This window comes from Pseudomonadota bacterium, from assembly GCA_016719885.1.
Lineage (GTDB): Bacteria > Pseudomonadota > Gammaproteobacteria.
This window is the reverse complement of the sequence record JADJYF010000027.1, coordinates 1-19319: the sequence shown is the minus strand read 5'-3', so window position 1 is coordinate 19319 and position 19319 is coordinate 1. Positions and strand designations below refer to the sequence as shown.

Annotated in this window: 16 protein-coding genes, 1 tRNA gene and 1 pseudogene; 7 read left to right on the top strand and 11 right to left on the bottom strand. The window is 62.4% G+C overall.

Annotation, left to right across the window (positions count from 1 at the left end; translation table 11 throughout):
- Position 1: 1 nt before the first annotated feature.
- Complete coding sequence (locus IPM80_23550) at positions 2 to 1156, bottom strand: amine dehydrogenase (GenBank protein ID MBK8961320.1); 1155 nt, start codon at positions 1154 to 1156, stop codon at positions 2 to 4.
- Positions 1157 to 1336: 180 nt separating this feature from the next.
- On the opposite strand from IPM80_23550, the gene IPM80_23545 reads away from it, so the two are divergent.
- The 5 genes and pseudogenes from IPM80_23545 to IPM80_23525 all read left to right on the top strand — a co-directional run bounded on the left by IPM80_23545 (position 1337) and on the right by IPM80_23525 (position 5848).
- Complete coding sequence (locus IPM80_23545; protein MBK8961319.1) at positions 1337 to 2326, top strand: SGNH/GDSL hydrolase family protein; 990 nt, start codon at positions 1337 to 1339, stop codon at positions 2324 to 2326.
- 92 nt (positions 2327 to 2418) lie between these two features.
- Positions 2419 to 3501 (top strand): Zn-dependent alcohol dehydrogenase, encoded by a 1083-nt coding sequence (locus IPM80_23540; protein ID MBK8961318.1) that lies wholly within the window; start codon positions 2419 to 2421, stop codon positions 3499 to 3501.
- A gap of 94 nt (positions 3502 to 3595) precedes the next feature.
- Positions 3596 to 4996 carry a hypothetical protein gene (locus IPM80_23535; GenBank protein ID MBK8961317.1) on the top strand — a complete coding sequence of 467 codons (1401 nt, stop codon included), beginning with the start codon at positions 3596 to 3598 and terminating at the stop codon, positions 4994 to 4996.
- Positions 4993 to 5286, top strand: a pseudogene (locus tag IPM80_23530) (GNAT family N-acetyltransferase). The gene IPM80_23535 and the pseudogene IPM80_23530 overlap by 4 nt, the downstream one beginning before the upstream one ends.
- Before the next feature lie 52 nt (positions 5287 to 5338).
- Positions 5339 to 5848, top strand: coding sequence for a hypothetical protein (locus IPM80_23525; GenBank protein MBK8961316.1), 510 nt, complete (start codon positions 5339 to 5341; stop codon positions 5846 to 5848).
- Here IPM80_23525 and IPM80_23520 read toward each other — a convergent pair whose 3' ends face one another.
- Complete coding sequence (locus IPM80_23520) at positions 5849 to 6670, bottom strand: polysaccharide deacetylase family protein (protein MBK8961315.1); 822 nt, start codon at positions 6668 to 6670, stop codon at positions 5849 to 5851. It lies immediately after the preceding gene.
- 67 nt (positions 6671 to 6737) lie between these two features.
- On the opposite strand from IPM80_23520, the gene IPM80_23515 reads away from it, so the two are divergent.
- Positions 6738 to 7787, top strand: coding sequence for a glycosyltransferase family 2 protein (locus tag IPM80_23515; protein MBK8961314.1), 1050 nt, complete (start codon positions 6738 to 6740; stop codon positions 7785 to 7787).
- Here IPM80_23515 and IPM80_23510 read toward each other — a convergent pair.
- From IPM80_23510 to IPM80_23495, 4 genes are read right to left on the bottom strand one after another with little or no spacing between them, the layout of a single operon-like run.
- Positions 7737 to 8741, bottom strand: coding sequence for a flippase-like domain-containing protein (locus tag IPM80_23510; protein ID MBK8961313.1), 1005 nt, complete (start codon positions 8739 to 8741; stop codon positions 7737 to 7739). The two genes, IPM80_23515 and IPM80_23510, sit on opposite strands and share 51 nt — an antisense overlap.
- Complete coding sequence (locus tag IPM80_23505) at positions 8738 to 9625, bottom strand: class I SAM-dependent methyltransferase (protein ID MBK8961312.1); 888 nt, start codon at positions 9623 to 9625, stop codon at positions 8738 to 8740. The genes IPM80_23510 and IPM80_23505 overlap by 4 nt, the downstream gene beginning before the upstream one ends.
- On the bottom strand, positions 9622 to 10659 hold the full coding sequence (locus IPM80_23500; protein ID MBK8961311.1) for an LLM class flavin-dependent oxidoreductase: 1038 nt from the start codon (positions 10657 to 10659) through the stop codon (positions 9622 to 9624). The genes IPM80_23505 and IPM80_23500 overlap by 4 nt, the downstream gene beginning before the upstream one ends.
- Positions 10660 to 10670: 11 nt before the next feature.
- Positions 10671 to 11435: a LamB/YcsF family protein gene (locus IPM80_23495; protein ID MBK8961310.1), complete on the bottom strand. Its 765-nt coding sequence runs from the start codon at positions 11433 to 11435 to the stop codon at positions 10671 to 10673.
- Positions 11436 to 11614: 179 nt separating this feature from the next.
- On the opposite strand from IPM80_23495, the gene IPM80_23490 reads away from it, so the two are divergent.
- A tRNA-Arg gene (locus IPM80_23490) sits at positions 11615 to 11691 on the top strand.
- Positions 11692 to 11706: 15 nt separating this feature from the next.
- On the opposite strand, the gene IPM80_23485 is transcribed toward IPM80_23490, so the two are convergent.
- From IPM80_23485 to IPM80_23465, 5 genes are all read right to left on the bottom strand, one after another.
- Entirely contained in the window at positions 11707 to 12810 is a 1104-nt protein-coding gene (locus tag IPM80_23485; protein ID MBK8961309.1) for a tyrosine-type recombinase/integrase, read from the bottom strand.
- A 250-nt stretch (positions 12811 to 13060) separates the two neighbouring features.
- Positions 13061 to 13927, bottom strand: a complete 867-nt coding sequence (locus IPM80_23480) for an integrase domain-containing protein (GenBank protein MBK8961308.1) — start codon at positions 13925 to 13927, stop codon at positions 13061 to 13063.
- 2008 nt (positions 13928 to 15935) lie between these two features.
- Positions 15936 to 16631 (bottom strand): hypothetical protein, encoded by a 696-nt coding sequence (locus tag IPM80_23475; GenBank protein MBK8961307.1) that lies wholly within the window; start codon positions 16629 to 16631, stop codon positions 15936 to 15938.
- Between the two features lie 1070 nt (positions 16632 to 17701).
- Positions 17702 to 18172: a hypothetical protein gene (locus tag IPM80_23470; GenBank protein MBK8961306.1), complete on the bottom strand. Its 471-nt coding sequence runs from the start codon at positions 18170 to 18172 to the stop codon at positions 17702 to 17704.
- Positions 18173 to 18806: 634 nt separating this feature from the next.
- On the bottom strand, positions 18807 to 19202 hold the full coding sequence (locus tag IPM80_23465; protein MBK8961305.1) for a hypothetical protein: 396 nt from the start codon (positions 19200 to 19202) through the stop codon (positions 18807 to 18809).
- Between the last annotated feature and the right edge of the window lie 117 nt (positions 19203 to 19319).

Here is a 19319-nt window from a genome sequence, read left to right as displayed (position 1 = left end):
CTCAATGGGTCTCGACGAGGCCCGCGAAATCGCCGACCTTGTCGCCGCTCGCCACCGGTTTCAATTCCGGCGCTGTCTCGTAGCGCACGAAATTGAGATTCATGCCGTCATAGGCATAGAGCGTGGGCTTGGCTTCCTTGGTCAGGGCCATGGCGATGGAATTCGAGCCCGGCGCACGCTGGATGCGCTTCTTGGTGGCCAGATCGAACACCCAGATCTCCTTGGCCGGATTCTTGTGGCTGCCGTTCTTGGCGCCGTCATGCATGCCCACGTACAGGCGCTTGGTCTGTGCATGCACGGCCTGCAGCTGGTAGCCGCCCGGTTTCCAGCCGGCCTTTTTGTCCGCGTCGTCGACCAGCGACCAGCTGTCTTCGAGCTTGGCGGTGTCGCCGGCGACATTGATGACCTTGACGTTGCCTTCGTAGGACACGAAGTAATAGCTGTCGCCGACGCGCTCGCCCTGCACGAACAAGGGGTCCTTGTCGGCGTCGAACAGCTTCTCGCTGCGCGCCTGGGTGGCGCTGTCGCCCTTCTCGTTCAAGGTCACGGTGACCAGCGTGCCGTCGCCGCACAGGGTCGCGAAGCGGCGCGGGTTGCTCTGCGATGGCAGCACGATCCAGCAGCCCAGCGTCGGGATCTCGGCGGTGACCTTCCAGGCCTTGTGGTCGACCACCGTCACCGACGACAGCGGCGTGGCGTTCTGGATGAACACCCAGGCGTCGTCGACCGACGGCGCGATGGTGCCCTTGTAGGGTAGCGCCATGGCGTGCTTGGCCGGGATCTGGATTTCTTTCTTGAGCGCGAAGGTCTTGGTGTCGTAAGCCTCGAGCTGGTCGAAGCGGTCACCGCGATTGCGCTTGCTGTAGTAGGTGGAGGCAACCAGCATCTCGGAGCTGTCGGCACTGAGCGCCGTGATGCCGAACAGGCCGGTGGAGAACATGCCGAGGTACTTGAAGGACTGACCGTCGACGATGTGCACCAGGCCATCGGTGATGTGCGCAATCTGCAGGTCCGTCAGGTACAGCCGATGGGGGGTCGCCGCGGGCGCCGGGGCCACGCCGATTTTCTCGGGCGGAATCGGGTCGGCGGCCAGGGCTGCGCCGCACCACGCGGCCAGCGCGAATCCGACACGCAGGATGTTGCTTGCTCGAATCACCGTCGTCGCCTCCATCGTTGTTTGCCCACGCACCACGCCCGACCCAACGCGAAAGTCGGCGCCGAACCCGGGAGCGAGTCACGATTCTAGCCAAGGGCGACGGCCAATGCGAACGGTGGCGTGCGCTCGCGGTGCTATATTCAGTACCCGGTTTCATTCTCGAACCAAGGTAGGTACACCATGAAGATTCGTTCCGCATTCCTAGGGCTAGCACTGGCCGCCTGCCAGATGCCGGCCCACGCCGCCTTTTCCACCCTCGGCATACTGGGCGACAGCCTGTCCGACACGGGGCGGCTGTTCAGCGCACTGTCGAGTGCGAGCTTCGGTTTCTTCGCGGAGCCGAACGAGCCTTACTTCCCGGGCCGCTTCAGCAATGGCCCGGTGTGGGCCGAGTACTATGCGGCGAGCCATCCCGGTATCGCCATCGGCAATGCCGCCATGGGCGGCGCGTTCTCCGGCGTCATCAACGGCCGCGACAACGCCGGTGATGATGACTTCAGCGCCGTGCCGCTGTTCGGCGGCCTGCTCGCCAATGCCGCCACGGGCCTCAACGCCCAGCTGCCCTTGGTGCCAAACGTCACCGGCCAGAACACCGCTTTCGCGCTGTGGATCGGTGCCAACGACATCAACAACGCGGTCAGTATCGGCTTCGCCTCGCCGCTGGACGTGGTGCCGATTTCGCTCACGAACGTCGGCAACGCCATCGATCAACTGCTCGCGCTCGGCGCGGTCGACGTGTTCGTCGGCAACCTGCCCGATCTCGGGCGCACGCCGAGCGGCATCGCGACTGGCCGTTCCCCTGAACTCACTGGCGCGACGCTGGCATTCAACAACGGCCTTGTGAGCCTCGCCGCGGGCGGCGGCGGCAAGGTCCACGTGGTCGACATCTTCGGCGCCTTCAACGCCCTGCTCGCCAACGCCGCGGCGCTGGGCTTTACCGACACCACCACGCCCTGCGTCGACGACCTGTTCGACGACAGCGCCTGCGCGGACCCGTCCAGCCACGTGTTCTGGGATGGCGTGCACCCGACCACCGGCGTGCACGCCCTGGTGGCGGACGTGTTCGCGGCGGCCTTCGAGCCGACGCCGGTGCCGCTGCCGGGCGCCGCGTGGCTGTTCGCCCCCGCGTTCGGCTTGCTGGCGCTGGCGCGCCGACGCAAGGCGGCCTGAGCCGCTCACGGCTGGGTGGAAAACACGCTAGACTCGCGCCCTTCCACCCAGCCCGTTTCAATAGTTCCAGTTCCTGAGGAGGTCCGACCGTTATGAAGGCGGTAGTCGCACACGCAGTCAATGAATTTTCCGTGGCCAATGTCACCCTCGACAAGCCCAAGACCGGCGAAGTCCTGGTCAAGATGAAGGCCACCGGCATCTGCCACTCGGACCTTTCCATCATCAACGGCACCATCCGCTGGAAGCTGCCCTCGGTGCTCGGCCACGAAGGCGCCGGCATCGTCGAGGAAGTGGGCGAAGGCGTGACCAACGTCAAGCCCGGCGACCACGTGGTGCTGTCGTTCGTGCCCAACTGTGGCAATTGCTATTTCTGCGATCACCATGAACCGCACCTGTGCGCGCAGAACAAGCCGCACGGCGGCCTCATCGACGGCACCAGCCGCGTCAAGCTCGACGGCAAGGAAATCACCGTGATGTCCTTCCTCGGCAACATGGCCGAATACTGCGTGGTGCCTTCGGTGTGCGTGGTGTCGATCGACAAGAGCCATGATTTCAAGGCCGCCGCTCTGGTCGGCTGCGGCGTCACCACCGGCGTCGGCGCCGCCATCAAGACCGCCGAGGTCAAGCCCGGCTCGACCGTCGCGGTGTTCGGTTGCGGCGGTGTCGGCCTCAACGTCATCCAAGGCGCGCGCATTGCCGGCGCGGCCAAGATCATCGCCGTCGATCTTTCCGCCGAGCGCATGGAACTCGCCCGCTCGTTCGGCGCCACCGACGTCATCGATCCCAAGACCGATGCCTTCAAGCAGGTGCTGGACATGACCAACGGCATCGGCGTCGATTACGCCTTTGAAGTGGTCGGCATGGGCAAGCTCGTCGAAGCCTGCTTCAAGGCCACGCGCATGGGCGGCATGACGGTGCTGGTGGGTGTCGGTCGCGCCGATGACCGCTTCTCCTTCAACGCCATGATCGTGCCGTTCACCGCCAAGACCATCCGCGGTTGCATGTACGGCAGCGCCAACTTCAAGGTCGACTTCCCGATGTACCTCGACCTGTATCGCCAGAAGAAGCTCGACCTCGACCGGCTCGTGACCCGCACCTACACCATCGACGAAGCACCGGAAGCCTTCGCCGACCTGGAGAAGGGCGTCAACGCGCGCGGCGTGATCGTGTATTGATGAACCGCGGTGTGCGGCCCCGGTCGCACGCCTCGCGGTGAATGATGTGCGGCGGCTCGACGTCGCACATCGCCCTCCTTCCTCTCCATCGTTCATGACCCGCCTGCCCTCCACCTTGACGCTGTCGCGCGGCGCGCTTGCGCTGCACCTCGCGCTCGCCAGCCTGCTGGGCGGCATCGCGTTGTTCGTGATGGTGGCGGCGCAGCCGCCGGCCGATGCGCCGCGTTCCGATGCGCGCGTCTACGCGCAGCTTGCGCTCGGCCTGCACGAGTTCGGCGTGTTCGGGCGCTATCGCGACGCGACGCACGCACCGACGCCGGCCATGGACGTCGCGCCGCTCTACCCGTGGCTGGTGGCGCAGGTGATGCGCGCCGATGACGCGCTGCGCGACACCCTGGTGTGCGTGCTGGATGCCCATGGCGATGCGCGCGGCGCGGGCTGTCCGCATGCCTGGTACAGTCTCGTGCACCTGCAGACCGCGCTCTTGGTGCTGACGCTGACCCTGCTGTGGGCCACCGCCTACGTGTGGACCGCACGCCCCTTGTGCGCGTGGGCGGCGTGGCTGGCGGCGCTCGGCGCCGGCATCGTGCCGGAGTTCGCGCCCGTGATGCTGACCGAAGCGCTGACCTTGCCCCTGGGCGGCCTGTTCACGCTGGCGCTCGCCCTGCATATCAAACGCCATGGCACGGCCTGGCCCTTGCTGCTGGCCGGCCTGGCGCTCGGCCTGTTGGCGCTGACGCGTCCGTCATTCTGGTACCTGCTGCTCGCAAGCACCGCGCTTGCGCTGCTGCGCATGAGCGTGCCGCGCTGGCGACGCGGTGGCGCGGCGCTGCTGTTGATGTGTGGCATGGGTGCGCTCGTGACCCTGCCGTGGCTGGTGCGCAATCAAATCGAATTCGATCGCCTGGCCCTGAGCGGCGGCGACTATGGCGGCCGTTCGCTGCTGCAACGGCTTGCCTACAACGACATGACGCTCGCCGAGTTCGGCGCGGCCTTCATCTACTGGCTGCCGGACTTCGGCGATTCGCTGGCACGCAGGCTTCTGCCGCCCGCGTCGTTTGCGCGGCTGGGCTGGGACGAGCCCCACACGTTCTACCGCCAGGGCGTCGCGCGCATGCGCGCCGACATGCAACGCGGCGTGGTGAAGAGCGAGGTCGGCACGCTGCTGCGCAACGAAGTGCTGTCACGTCCGCTAGAGCATGGCCGTGCGAGCTTGGCCTTGGCCTGGCGCGGCATCTTCATCGGCAAGAGCTGGGGCCTGGTCGCGTGGCTGTGCGCCGCGCTCGCGCTGTGGCGCGGCTGGCGTTCGCGCCAGGCGGATTTCCTGCTGCTGTGTCTGCCGGCGCTGTTCCTGTGCCTGTTCCAGGCCGCGGTGTCGGTCAGCATTCCTCGGTACAACCTGTTGTTCCTGCCGCCGCTGGCGCTGGCCATGGGCATGCAGCTCGAGCGCCTGCCACTACGCCGCCGCACGCTCGCCAAGGCCGCCGCCCCATGAGCACGCTGGCGGTCCGCGCCGGCGAAGCGCACGACCTCGCCGCCACCGTTGCGCTGATGGCGCTGGGCTTTCCCGGCGCGCATAAATTTTCCGAAGCCTTCCTGCGTTGGCAGTACTACGCCAACCCGCTGGGCGCACCGCTCATCTGCAACGCGTGGTCGGACGCGCAGCTGGTCGGCCATCTGACCGGCATTCCGGCGCGCGTCACGCTGCGCGGCGAAACGCGGCTCGTGACCGTCATCATGAACATTGCCGTGCATCCCGCGGAGCGCGGGCGCGGCGTGCTGAAAACCGCTCACCGAACACGTCATTGCGCAATCGGCCGCCGCCGGCCATGCCGGCGTGATCGGTGTCGCCAACCAGAATTCCGTCGACGCCTTCGTCAACAAGCTCGGCTTTCAGAATGTTGCCGGCCTCGACGCCTGGCTGGAGTGGCTGCCGTGTCGGCTCGATGCGCGCCGCGCGCTGGACTACGCCGAGCTCGCCCATGCCTGGAGCGATGCCACGCTGGCCTGGCGCATGGCCAACCCGAGCAATCGCCTCGCCATCGTCGACGCCACGCCGGACAGCCTGGTGGTGGAAGGCGCGTCGGGCACGCCGCTGCTGCGCGCCCGCGCCGTGATCCCGCGTGCCGGCGTGACGCTCGCGGCGGCGCGCCGGCTCGTGCCGCGCCCGGCGGTCGTCATCGGGCTCGCGCCGGGCGGCGCCTTGCAGAGGCGCGGCGCCATCGATATTCCCGCGCGCCTGCGCCCTTCGCCGCTGCGTCTCATCTGGTTCGCCCACGACCGCGCCGTGCAACAGCTGCGCGCCGAGCGCGTGCTGTTCAACTTCCTCGACTTCGACGCGTTCTGATCAGGCGAGGCGTGCGGCGCGCGCGAAATCACCGCGCGCCAGTTGCTCGGCAAAGGGCGGCGCGCAACCATCGGCCAATAGCTTGGCAAGCTTGGCGCGCGTGCCGCGGCGGCGACACCACAGCAGCACGCTCACCCACCACGCCGCATCGCGCATCGGCGTGTAGGCTTCGTCGACATCGAAGTCGTAAGGATGGCAATAGGTCCACGGCAGTTCATCGCGCGGCGCGCGCTCCCGCAGCCATTGGATCAAGGGCAAGGGCAGGTAGCGCAGGTAGAAGCCGCCGAGGTAAGGCAGCCGCGAAGGCCCGAGCCGCGCCAGCGGCGCCGGGATCTCGAGCAGGCCTTCCGGCCACTGAAACGGCGCCGTGGGCAAACCCGGGTAGCCATATAAAGGATGGCGCGCGGCCAGCACGCTGGATGAATAATGGAATCCCAGTTCCGCGAGTATGCCGACCGCCCAGCGCGAGGCCGGCGTCAGGGAAAAGATTGGTGCGCGATAACCCTGCACCGCCTGGCCGATGAGGTCTTCGAGCAGCGCGCGCCCGCGCACGGTGTCGTCGCGAAAGCGCGCCGGCGTGATGGCGGTCAGCGGCTTGTGATCCCAGGAGTGCAGCGCGATCTCGTGGCCGCCCGCCGCCACTTCGCGGATCAAGCCGGGCTCGGCCGCAGCCACTTCGCCCACCACGAAGAAGGTGCCGCGCACGCCGAGCTCCGTCAGCCACGGCAGGATCTCGCGCGTGATGGCGGGATAACGCGCCGGCGCCTCGCGTCGTTCGCGATGGTCTTCGAGATCGAGGGTGAAGGTCAGGGGCGGTCGCATGGCCGGCGCGCTTTCGAATTAGAATGACCGCGATTGTTCATCTTCATGCATTCCATGATCGAGCGCCATGACCGCCAGCCCTGAGTCGACCGCCGCGTCCGCGCGCATCGCGGTGGTGGTGCCGTGCTATCGCGTGGCGTCGCGGGTGCTCGGCGTGCTGGCCGCCATTCCGCCGCTGGTCAGCAAGATCTATTGCGTCGATGACGCCTGCCCCGAGCGTTCGGGCGATCATATCAGCGCCCATTGCAGCGACCCACGCGTGGTGGTGCTGCGCCACGCGCACAATGGCGGCGTGGGCGCCGCCATGCTGAGCGGCTATCGCGCGGCGCTGGCCGACGGCATGCACATCGTGGTCAAGCTCGATGGCGACGGCCAGATGGACCCGCTGCTCATCCCGCGCTTCGTGCGCCTGTTGCTGGCCGGCGAAGCGGACTACTGCAAGGGCAACCGCTTCCATCGCCCGGCGAGTCTCACCGGCATGCCGCCGGCGCGCCTGTTCGGCAACGCGGTGCTGTCGTTCTTCACCAAGCTGTCGTCGGGTTACTGGCAGACTTTCGATCCCAACAACGGCTACACCGCCATCCATGCCAGCGCGCTGCGCCTGTTGCCGCTGGACGACATCGACCACGGCTATTTCTTCGAATCGGACATGCTGTGCCGGCTCAACATCGCGCGCGCCGTGGTGCGCGACATTCCCATGGACGCGGTCTACGGCGATGAAACCAGCAGCCTGCGCATCCATCGCGTGATCACCCAGTTCGCCGTCAAACACGTGCGCAACACGCTGCGCCGCGTGTTCTACAACTACTACCTGCGCGACTTCAACCTCGCCTCCATCGAAGCGCCGCTCGGCCTCGCCGCCCTGCTGTTCGGCGTGGTGTTCGGCGGCGCGCATTGGCTTAAGGCCTTTCATGGCGCGCCCTACGCCTCGGCCGGCACGGTGATGGTGGCGGCGCTGCCGATCATCGTCGGCGTGCAGATGTTGCTGTCGGCCATCAACTACGACGTGCAGAACGTGCCCGGCGTGCCCTTGCAGAAACTGTTCGCCGACGAACTCGCGGACGACTCAAGGCCGCTGCCCACGCAGCTTGAGGAGCGCGAGCACCAGCAGCCATAGCGCCAGGTGCACGCCATTGATCAAGAGCCGCAGCAGCAGGCCCAGCGCGCTGGCATGGGCCAGCGGCACGCCGTAGTGCGTGAGCATCCAGGCAAGGCCCGCTTCGCCGCTGCCGAAGCCGCCGACCGACTGCACCGGCACGATGCCGAAATACACGTAGGCATTCGAGAGCAGGAAGCTGTCGGCGAGCGGCACGTCGACGGCGAGCGTGTGGATCACCAGCGTGATGGCCGCCAGTACCGTCATCCAGCGCAACACGATCACGACAAACGACCACAGCACCTGGCGACGCGTGAGGCGATGGCGATACCAGATGCGCACATGCAGCACCTGGGTCAACACGTGACGCAGCCAGCGACGATGAAAGCGCCGGTGCAGGCGCAACACCAGCGCCGCCAGCACACCGAGCAGGCGGCCGAGGTTCATGCACACCGCGCCCATCGCCAGCAGCACCAGGAGCGCCGCCACCACCACCGGCATACCACCGAGCTGCGTGCGCACCACCAGCAGCGCCAGCAGCAGCATGAGACTGACGATGATGAAATCCTGCAGGCGGTGATAGAGCGTCACGAACACCGCGCGCGCCAGCGGCTGCGCCAGCCAGCGATGCATGCACACCATGAGACCGAGGTCACCGAGCCGCGCCGGCAACACCGACGACATCATCATGTGCCAGGCCACCACGCGCAGACCCTGGCTTTGCGGCGCGCGCGTGATGACGGTCATCCAGGTGGCGTCGATCAAACCGTTGATGGTGATGAGCACGGCGAAAGCCAGCAGCAGGCGCGGCGTCAGCGCCTGCCAGGCGTTGCGCACCGCACTCGCGTCCAAGGTCAGCACGAAGAACAACAGCATCGCCAGTGTGCCGAGCAACGCCGCCAGCCACGCGTTGCGGTGCTCCAAAACACGGAAGGCGCTGGCCAGTGAGGGAGCGCGTGGCGCCGCTTCGTTCACGGTGACGGCGCGCGCTCGTAGATACGCACCACGATGTCGGCGGGCAGGCGATGCAGGAGCGGCACCAGCAGCCAGCAGCCGGCGAAGATCAGCGCCGCGAGCGGCAGCGGCATGCGTCCGCCTTCGCGTATGCGCGCCCACAGCGCCGGCCGCGCCAGGCTGGGCAAGGCCAGGCCGCGCACGCAGCGCCAGCCTAAGCGCGCGAACAAGGCATCGAGCGTGGCAGCGTCGAAATAGAAGAGATGTGGGCTGACGAAGCCGCGCTGCCACAGGCGCTCGAGCGGCGCCATGATGCCGATGCGCGCGAGTGTCTCGGCCACACGATAGAAAAAGCCCTGGCTCGACGGCGCGGTGATCAGTACCCGGCCGTCGTCGCTCACCAGGCGCGCAAGACTTTGCGCCGCTTGCACGGGATCGGGCAGGTGCTCGAAGACGTCGTTGAAACTCACGACATCGAAAGGCCCTGGCGGGGCACTGGCCGGAAAGTAACCGCTGGCGACATCGAGGCCGCGCGCGCGCGCGCGCGCGGCGGTCGCGTCGTCGGGTTCCAGCCCCGCCACCCGCGCGCCGCGCACAGCCGCCGCATCGAGAAACCAGGCCGGCCCGCAGCCGACGTCCAGCAGGCGCGCCTCGTGCAAGGGCCGCAGGTCCGCCAGCGCATCGAGCAAACGCGCCGCCGTGTATTGACGCAGGCCCGACAATGCCGCGGCATTGTGTTCATCCCAGGCGCCGGGCGTATGCGCGGTCACCGTCTCGTCGCCGAGACGAGACACGCGCAACCCGCAACGCGGGCAGCGCATCAGCCAGGGAGCCAGGTGGGTGGTGAGCGGCGTGCCGCAGACCACGCAATCGCGCGTGGCCCGCGCGGCCGCATCCGACGTCATTGGAAATGCGGCATCACTTCGCGCGCGAAGAGCTCGACCGATTTCATCGCCTCGGCGCCGCTCAGGCCCGGCAGGTGCATCCAGCATACGACTTCCGTCGGCTGCACCGCGTCGCGATACAGGGACAGCTGCTCGATGGCGAATTGCGGGTCACCGATGATGTAGCGGTTCTTGAAGTTCTCGAAGCCGACATCGTCCTTGTCGGTGATGACCGAGCCATCGGCCGCGCGCAGCACGCGGTCGCCGGCCGCCGACGCTGCGCCATAGAGTTCGCGGAAAAGATAATTCAAGGCCGGCGCCGCGATCGCTTCGGCCTGGGCCTTGGTCGGCGCCACGAACACCGAGCGCATGATGGGCCGCTCGGGTATGGTCCAGCCGATCTCTTTGGCGGTCGCCTCGTAGGGTTTGAAATGCGCGATGAGTTCTTCCGGCCCATGGCGCGGCGACATGATCTGCACCGCGTGGCGACGCGCCGCGCGCTTCAATGACGAGGTCGCCGACACGCCGTACCAGAATGGCGGATGGGGGTCCTGCACCGGGCGCGGCGTCAGCTGCGTGCGCGGCACCTTGTAATACTTGCCGTCGAACTCGAAGAACTCACCGGTCCAGGCCAGGGTCATGAGATCCAGCGCTTCCTCGAACCGCCCCACGCGCTCGTCGCGCGGAATGCCATGGGCCTCGAATTCCTTGGCGACATAGCCCGGCGCCACGCCGAACACGAAACGACCGCCCGAGAGGTTGTCGAGCACGGCCACGTCTTCGGCGAGCCTCAAGGGCGCGTAGAGCGGCACCAGCAGCACACCGGTGCCGATGCGCATGGTCTTGGTAACCGACGCCGCGCCGGCGCAGGCAATCAGCGGGCCGGGGCACAGGCCGTCCTTCTGCGCATGATGGGAGACTTGAAACGCCGAGCTGTAACCCAGCTCTTCCGCGCGCGGCAGGCATTTCAACATGTCCTGGTAGGGCTCGCTCCAGGCGATGCCGCTGCCGGGCGGCACCTGCTGGGAGAACATCAAACCGAATTTCATCGCCATCGTCGTTCTCCTCAGGCCATGACCGGCGCGATCTTGCAGCCGATCTCGTTCAATGCCGCGCGCACCGCGTCACCGACCTCGGTCGCGTTCGGTCCATCGCCGTGGATACACAGGCTCTCGGCGTCGAGCGCCAACAGCGAACCGTCGTTGGCCAGCACCTTGCCGGTCTCGACATAACGCTTGACCTGCGCCGCCGCGAACGCGGTGTCGGTGACGTGCTTGGCCCGCTGCAGCACCAGCGAACCGTCGGGCGCATAGGTCAAATCGGGATAGATCTCACCGACCACGCGAATGCCGCGCTTGCGCGCCGCCACCGGCATGGCGGCGTCGGTGGGCGCCGGCCAGTACAGCATCGGCTGATCGGCAATCGAGACAATGGCATCCGCCACCGCCTCGGCCAGCGCCTCGTTGGTGCGCAGCACCGAGTAGAACGCGCCATGGGGCTTGATGTGATGGAGCTTCATGCCGTTCGCGCGCAGCGCCGCCTGCAGCGCACCGGTCTGGTAGACCACGTAGGCGTAGGCGTCCTCGGGCGTGATGTTCATGGCGCGGCGACCAAATCCCAGTAGATCCGGCAAGCCCGGATGGGACCCCACCACCACGCCGTGCTGGCCGGCCAACTTGCAGGTATTCAACAAGGTCACGGGGTCGCCCGCGTGAAAGCCACAGGCGACGTTGGCGGTGGTGATGAGCGGCATCATCCCGGCGTCGTTGCCCATCTGCCAGTTACCAAAGCTCTCACCCATGTCGCAATTGATATCTATCGACGCAAGCATCGCGCGGTCCTCGTCCAACGGAAGGGGCGAGTGTAGCGCCGCCCCCTCGCCCCGACCACTTGCTGCCTCCACCCCCGCGACACATTCTGAATTGACAGCCCCGGACCCGCCCCCGATAATGCCGGCCCTGCCCAAGCCGGCCGCCCCAAAAGGGCCCAGCCGCGCACCCGCAGCACAACGCGCCCGTAGCTCAGCTGGATAGAGTACCTGGCTACGAACTAGGGGGTCGGAGGTTCGAATCCTTCCGGGCGCGCCAAATCGCCGATTACATTCAAACGGTTATCGAGTTCTCGATAGCCGTTTTTTGTTTCAGTACCACGAGTGCCGGAGTTTTGCCGGACTTTCCTTCGCAAACTCTATTCGCTGCCTCCAACAGCTCCGCCAATTCCGGCGCCGAGTAATGAGAAGTGATGTCGCCGTTGCGGTGACCGAGTAACACCTTCCTGGTTTCCAAAGGCACGCCGGCGGCGCGCAGTCTTCGACCAAAGGTGTGCTTCAAATCATGCACACGCACGTGCTTAAGACCGACCGTGCCGCGAAGTCGCTTCCAGGCACTGTTGTTGATCTTCCGGACCGGATGATCTCGGTAGCAGAACACGTGCGTCGGATGCATTCCCCGCACGCCCTCCACCACCGACTTCGCCACCCGGTTCAAGACCACCAATCGGTCTTCGCCGTTCTTCACTCGCGCGCCAGGGATGATGAATACCGAGGTGTCGAGTTCCGGCACCTTGATCTCCCACTCCCAGCGCAGACGACACACCTCCTGTTCCCGACAGCCAGTGTTGATCTTGAACAGGCACATCCGGGCCAAATGATTTGGCAATGCCTGCAACAAGGTCACCTGCTCTTCCCATGACAAGGGATAGGGCTTGCGCACATCGTTGAGCGGCAGCATCTGAATGAGCGGCGCGGTTTCGAGCCAGGTCTTACCCGCCTCGTCCCGCCATAGTCTTGCCGCCAGATTCAGAATGCGCCGCACGACGCTGAGCGAGAGATTGATGCTCTTGTGCTTCACGCCATCTTTCAGCCGCGCTTCGATGAACGGCCGCAGGGTGCCGAGGTGCACCTGCTCAATCCCAAGATCCCCGATGAACGGGTCCAGCTGCTTCAGGTGCCGCGCGTAATCCGCGATGCTCCTCAAGGCCAGGTTCTCTTCGAGGAAGCGTGCTGCCGCCTCGCGGAATACCCGGCGTGGCCGAACGCCGAACATCTTCGCCATGCGGACTTCCTCAATCCGCCGAGCCAAGATCAGCTCGGCCGTTTTGAGGTCGCCTGTGCCAGTGCTTTCGTGAATCTTGCGTCCAAGGATCTGCTTTTCGATATGCCAGATCCCGCCGCGCTCACGCAGCCCCGGGATTCGTTTGCGTCCCATAATCCTTCTCCTGTTGGATTAGAGGCGGGACGCCCGTTGCGGGTCTTATAGTGGTCAACCCAGGCGTCCAGTTCAAGACGGTCGAATGCAATCCCTTGGCGTCCGATACGGATCTCCGTGAGACACGGCCTGACCTCGGCGTTGAAGCGGTTGCGGTCCATGCCTAGGTAGCGCGGCGCATCCCGAAAGCGGAGTAGTCGGGGGGTAATCCCCGACTGCCGCTCTAGCTGTCGTTCCATCACTTCTCTCCCTACCTGCCGAGATACACGGCGGTAATCTCTTCGCGTTCGTGGCCGAGTTCCTGGCTGATTTCGAGGCGAGCTTCCCTGTCGGCCCCTTTCTGTGCCTCACCGAGTTCGGCAGACACCGGCCCACCAGCGGCCGGGCAGGGCCAGCCGGTCAATTCTTGATAGCGCTGCTGGGCATAGGCATGCTGCAGGCCGTGAAGCTTGGAAAGCCCCGCGCGGCTGGTGTGGCCTTCGTAGGTGCGCAGCTGCTGGACGTAGTTGCGGTTTGCTGGAATGAGCGAGCCGCGCCCGGCGACTTGGTGCGCGCGGTCCAAGACCTGACGCTGAGCGTTGGTGCGGATCGGGATATCCCTAGCCTTGCCACCCTTGGTCCAGGAGTCCTTCAAGACCAATCGGTCACCACGATCGGCATAGCTGGGCACGAATTTGATGGACTCCTCTCGCCGCAGTCCGAAAGCCTGCTGAAGTTCGAGACTCATCCGTATATAGGTGTCCCTGACCTTGGCCAGGGCTTCAGCGGACACAGTCTGCGCCTTACTGATATTGGTAACGAACCGGCGGTCAGGGATCCCGTAATGATCGTTCGTTCTAGCGATCACATTCTCGCGATTCACCTTCTGCGACCACCAACGCAGTGCCGCCATGCGGTTCTTGATGGTGGCGACCGCGAGCTTGCCGTCCAGCCAGTGTTTGATAAGTGCCTCGACATGTTTCGGCTTCAGCGACTGCGCTTCCATTTGCCGAAAGCCGAGGTCGTGTAACTGGTTTGCGATCAGCGTCAGCATCCACAGGCGCTGCGCCTGCGTGGCATAGCTCCCGTCTCGGTTCGTTCTGCACAATTCTTTCAGTTGGTAGTTGAGGTCTCTCATGTGCGCTTCGTTTCAGGTAAGTGTTGATGACCACCCATGGGCCGTAGCCACATGAGCACGCTTGCGCGTGAAAGGTCGGGGACACGACCCCCAAGGCCTCAAAATGCCGGTTTCCGGCGGTGCGCATGGTCTTCGTGGAGGACACATGCACACCATTCCAACTGCCCCTTGCGGGCATATCAGGGCTCGGTGATTGCACACCGAAAGATGAACGACGGGTGTAGACCCGTGTAGGATAAAACGCGCGAGCGGGATGGGCAACGCACCGAACCTGGGCCCATCCATACGCGTGGTCAGTGTGGGCGCACCGATAAGGGAGAAATGACGGGGAACCCCGTGAGCTCAAATGAGGGCGCGCTTGAAGACCCGGCATGTCTGCCGGCCCTTCAATTACGCCCAAAGAAGAAACGGAAAAGAGGCCTGAACCCCTCACCGCACAGGAACTACAGTCTTACGACTGACGCATCATCTAAAGTCCCAGGATGCCTGCTTCATGCCACGAAAGCGTCGTGGCCACGCATGAGTTCTTCGAGGGAAAGTCTACTCACGAATCGGCGTTTTCAAGCGAAATTCGTGGAATTTTTCCTTTAGTCGCTTCGCGGCTCAGAAAACACGTCCATGTTCAATCGCGACGGCCGAATGCGTCCATCGTCGTCCTTAACAGCGACCTCGTACTTCGATCGTACTCAGGCGCGCGCCCTGAAAGCCCGCGGCGCGCGGATTTCCGTCCTCGTCCCTACCGTGGCCGGGTAGGGACGAGGACGGCCCTTTGGCTCGGGCGCCGCGCCGCCAAGCGTCCAACGCTTGTCTTCGCGCCTGCTTCTTGCGTATCGGGCGCTCGCCATCGCCTTGTGTCAGCGCCTTCAATTGGCATCAAAAAAACACGCCGAACGAATGATCGGTTTTCCCTCGACATTGCCGCCCGATGCGCGCCCACTATTGCCATCGAGCGCACAGTACATGCGCAGGAGCGAATCATGAACGAGCGAGCAATCAGTTGGGCCTGGTGCCAGAACCTTCCATCCACCCACAAGCTTGTGCTGCTCGCACTGGCTTACGTCGCCGATGCGGCCGGCTTATGCTGTCCCCGCATCTCCTCGCTGGCGTTGCACTGCAGCGTCTCTACTTGAACCGTTCGTCGCGTCCTTCGCGATCCGAGGCGGACAGCTTTACTGTCCAGCCACGCTTTCGCCCCGACGGCTCCGTAATATCGAATCAATATGCACTCTGTATGACCAGCGGACACTCGGTGTCACCCGCCCGGACATCCACGTCATGGGCCCCGGTCATTTGATGGCAGGGGTGGTTGACAATGCGAGACCAGGGCGTGGGTTACACCAGCAAGACCGCTTACCAATCCGAGACAGGCACAGCCGCCCCGCCCGGCAGCGCCCCGGCCGCAAGGAATGCTGACCGTGGCCTGCTAATCAACCAGTCAACAGATCTCGTAGCTAATGCCGTGATGCCGGGAATACCCCTGGATAACGCCGCGTCCCCGCCCTCTTCCACGCCGACTACCCAGGCTGTCTTGCCGAGCACCTCTACGACCGAGAAGCCCTTCGCCTACCTTCGCTCAGTGATTGGTAGATGAGCGAACAAGACCTTGACCCGAGCGGGGAAGCTGCAAATATAGTGCGCACATGTCAGGAACACGGAGCAGCACCGAGGAGGTCTTACCACAACTGTCTAAGAAACTTGGTTGATATCTCCGTACCCAGGGCGCCTCCACACAGAACGCCGACCCCGCTCGACATCGTCAGCCCCAAAAGTAACGCTCAAACAACAAGCGTGTTCTGAATAGGCAGCTTGTCGCGCGAGGCTTCCGCACCATCCGCCGTAACCCGCCAAACGCTCGTATTTGGCACTATTGTGGAAACGAGTAATGTGCATAGTCCGAACATCTTAGGCCCTAAAGAAACCATAACAACACTCCACTCACGATCCAGCCCTTCCACAATCCCGACCATCTTATTAAGAAGCGACGCTGGGTCTCCGTATCGGTAATTAATCAACTCGAGTCCCGGAAACACTCTGGCGACTTCTTCGCTGTTCGAGACAACATCCTTGTCATACCTTGGGCTTCCGCCCTGGGAACCGGCAACATAAGCAGCAGCTTTTGCGGTTCTAAATAGCCGATCAATCCGACAGCCCGTCCCGGGTCCTGTCCCATGCCAAGAACAAGTACAGTTGGCCGGTCAGGAAGCGCGAGCCCACGAAAACCGGCCAGCGGTCCCACAAATCTATTTGGTGGGTACGGCTCCATCACTTCCGAGTAACTGCCGGGCACATAGTAGAAATCGGAGGTAACTACCGCCTCAACTTCCGAATCCCTAATCGCCCGCACTATTCCCGCAATCCATGCACGACTCATGCTGATGTCGATACCTACCTTGAGAGAAGAGCGATTCTCCGATAAGACGTTCAACGCTGCGGCTACTTCTTCGTATATCGCTGGCCCATCCGATTGTTCAACTGGCCTCAAATCAAACCCCAGATCCTTAAAGAATCGCTCATTCTCTTGCCGCGACATATCTTCTAGTTTCTCTTGGAAAGCGAACGCGATCCTTCTACCGCCGGAACCGACAGCCCATTCCGCAATATGCCGAGCACGCGTTTCATATCCACACGCCACAATCAATAAATCGTATGAACGTCTCTCACCGCCACCGATCGGCACCGAATGCGCGCTCTGCATCCTCTTCATTTTCTTCCCCGAACAAATCAACTACGCCGTCTTCCCTGAACAGCTTGTATTGCTCACTATTATAATTTTGAGTCAACACCTCTGTGAGATGGCCAGATTTTAGATTTTGAAGAATCAACTTATAAATTGGAGAAAAGCGAAATTCAGTCGAAATCTAATGCCTGAGATGTCGATGGGACTTCTTCTTTGTACGTGCCTATGCAGACCAACACCCACGCTGCAGCCCTACACGAATCAATGCCTCCAAGTGCGCATCTACGTCCTGCTCTACTTCAACACTTCCACTGGGTCTTTGTCAAACACTTCGCAAGAACGTTACTCCGAAACGCGTTACCTAACCTATCGATTAAATCCGTGAGAGTTACAATTCGCCCTCCAGATACGCGCTTTCTGCTCGCCGTTGGCACTGGAACCGCCTTCGCCTGGCCCAATTTAATGCGCATACGAACTTAGCACCTGCGCCTGTCTCGCAAAACTGAGCAGCTGCCTTCCTGAAGCCACACTAAATGAGCGACTATTTGGGAGTTCCGCCAACATCAACCCCATTAGGGACTTAAGGTCCCGCGGTTTCCCTCACTCACTCGATATATTGTTTGCTTTCCTGCGTATAACGTCACCCGACTACGGTAACCGCCCGTTCCACTACCCTGTCCCCAAAACGCATCTCTTAAGAGAATTATAGGTTTGGCCTTTCTAACGAAGGCGTCCTTAATTCTGCCTTCATCCGTAAATGGATCTTCCGGATCGAGATCGTTTTGAATCAATTCACGCCGAAACGACAAATCTCGAGATGCCAAGCGCTTCGCCGCATTCCAAAAGGTGCTCCCTTTCCGGTATACGTACTTTTCATACGACGAGCCAACTTCGTCCTCGGGAAATACTGAATTACCGAACAGGTCGTCTGGAGTCACTTGCTGGTCGGGAAAACGGTCACGAATCGCCTGTGCAGTGAGTGCCTCACAGAAGCCATAAGCATCATTCAGATGGGAATACCAAAGCCTGATAACTGTGACGTCCTGCAGCTGTTGCCATGTATTGTTTCTCGGTAGTACCGGACTCCTACGTAAGCTTCAAATATATGTTTTGATCTGCTCCCGTAGCGACGTTAATAGTTCGGTCTGCAACCAATCCGGCGCCAATTCCAGTTCGTCATAACAAACGAACCACCGTTCTGGCACTGAGTCGCCACCTAAAACGTCGCGGAACATTTCGATGTTTCTCGTTGAAACATCGAGCACATGCGTCCCGTAAGCGGCGGCATCTCCTTCTATGATTTTACTTAGGCCGTCGGATGATCCTGAATTGAGCGCCGATCGAATGTCGCTTGCAATTCGACGAATGCATCGCCTTAGATGGTGCGTCGATGCCGTCGCATCGACCAACCCCCATTCTTTGGCGAACTCTGCGCACAGTAACGTCTGTTGCTTTGTACCGCTCTGCGTATACTCATCGATGCATCGGACCCACGCTTCAAGTGTAGAGAGAGTTATCAAAATTCTTTGGGTAAGACTTTCTGCTCGCTCGCCCAGCTGAGAGTCCATCATAAGCGCTCCGAGCTCCGCCAACCATCGCACGTCTGACGGCACGTAGATGGTTCCTACCGCAGGAAACGGAATTGTCGGCACCTCCCAGTTTCCGTTCGGCTCGCAATCCACGCCGCGTAGGCCCGGCTATTCAACATTTTTAGCAGCGTAGTTTTTGCCGCTACCGCGCGGCCCTGAGAGGATCGTATTGCCCGGGTGTAATAGCCGCTCGTAGTCCTTAGACAACACGAAGCTTCGACCGACCTCCTCTTCAGTTAACCAACGAGCGTTATATGCGGCGAATGCAAGATCACGATAATGCTCCATGGCTACATACTCCGACCTATTGGCTTTCCAATTCCGACAAAGGAGCCATCATCGCCGCTCGTCACTGGAACTATTTGAAAGCGCTTTTTAACTCCTCTTTGGCAAGCGTGCGCCAATCTGAAGGAAGCAATCGCATCTGAATGGGAATCGCGCCAGAAGCTGTTCTTTGTAGATGTAGTCGTTCGAATGATTGGCTGCAAAGAACTCGCCGATTTCTATAGCCAACCCGGGTGGCAGATTTCGCCAAAGCCGCTCATGAACGGCAACGACGCAGATTTGTCCGTGGCTCGTTGCCAACCCACGGCGATACTATATTCCCACGTATTCATCCACCCCCGCGGAGAGCAGGCCTTGCCTCCGGCGGTTCGAAATAGATCATTTGAAATAGATTACGAGCATAAGTACCAATTGACCCCAATGCCCGACTGAAACTTCCTGCCCCAAATACCGGCACACCGCCTTCATCTGTCTTTATGTGCGTGATGTGCGGAAAATGTCGGTGCCCATGCACCACCAAATTGACGCCACGTTTGGCCATTACGGTTAGTAAACTCTGACCGGTTTGTAGAATGTCGTCTTCGGAGATTCCAGAAGCCCGAACAAATTTGGATGATGATGGAACAGCGATTGACGGGGTCTTGAGGTTCTCGCATTCTAGCGCCTCGTCTAGTCGTTCAATGCGCCCTTCGCTAAACGTACTCTCTTCTAGCTGATCTTTCATCTGTGTGATCTGCACAGGTATTGATTGCGACTACCGACGCTTTGCAGAGTTGGATGATTAAAAATCCTTGACCAGTAGGCATCCTTTTTCGGGCGCTGGACAGAAACGGGAAGACGC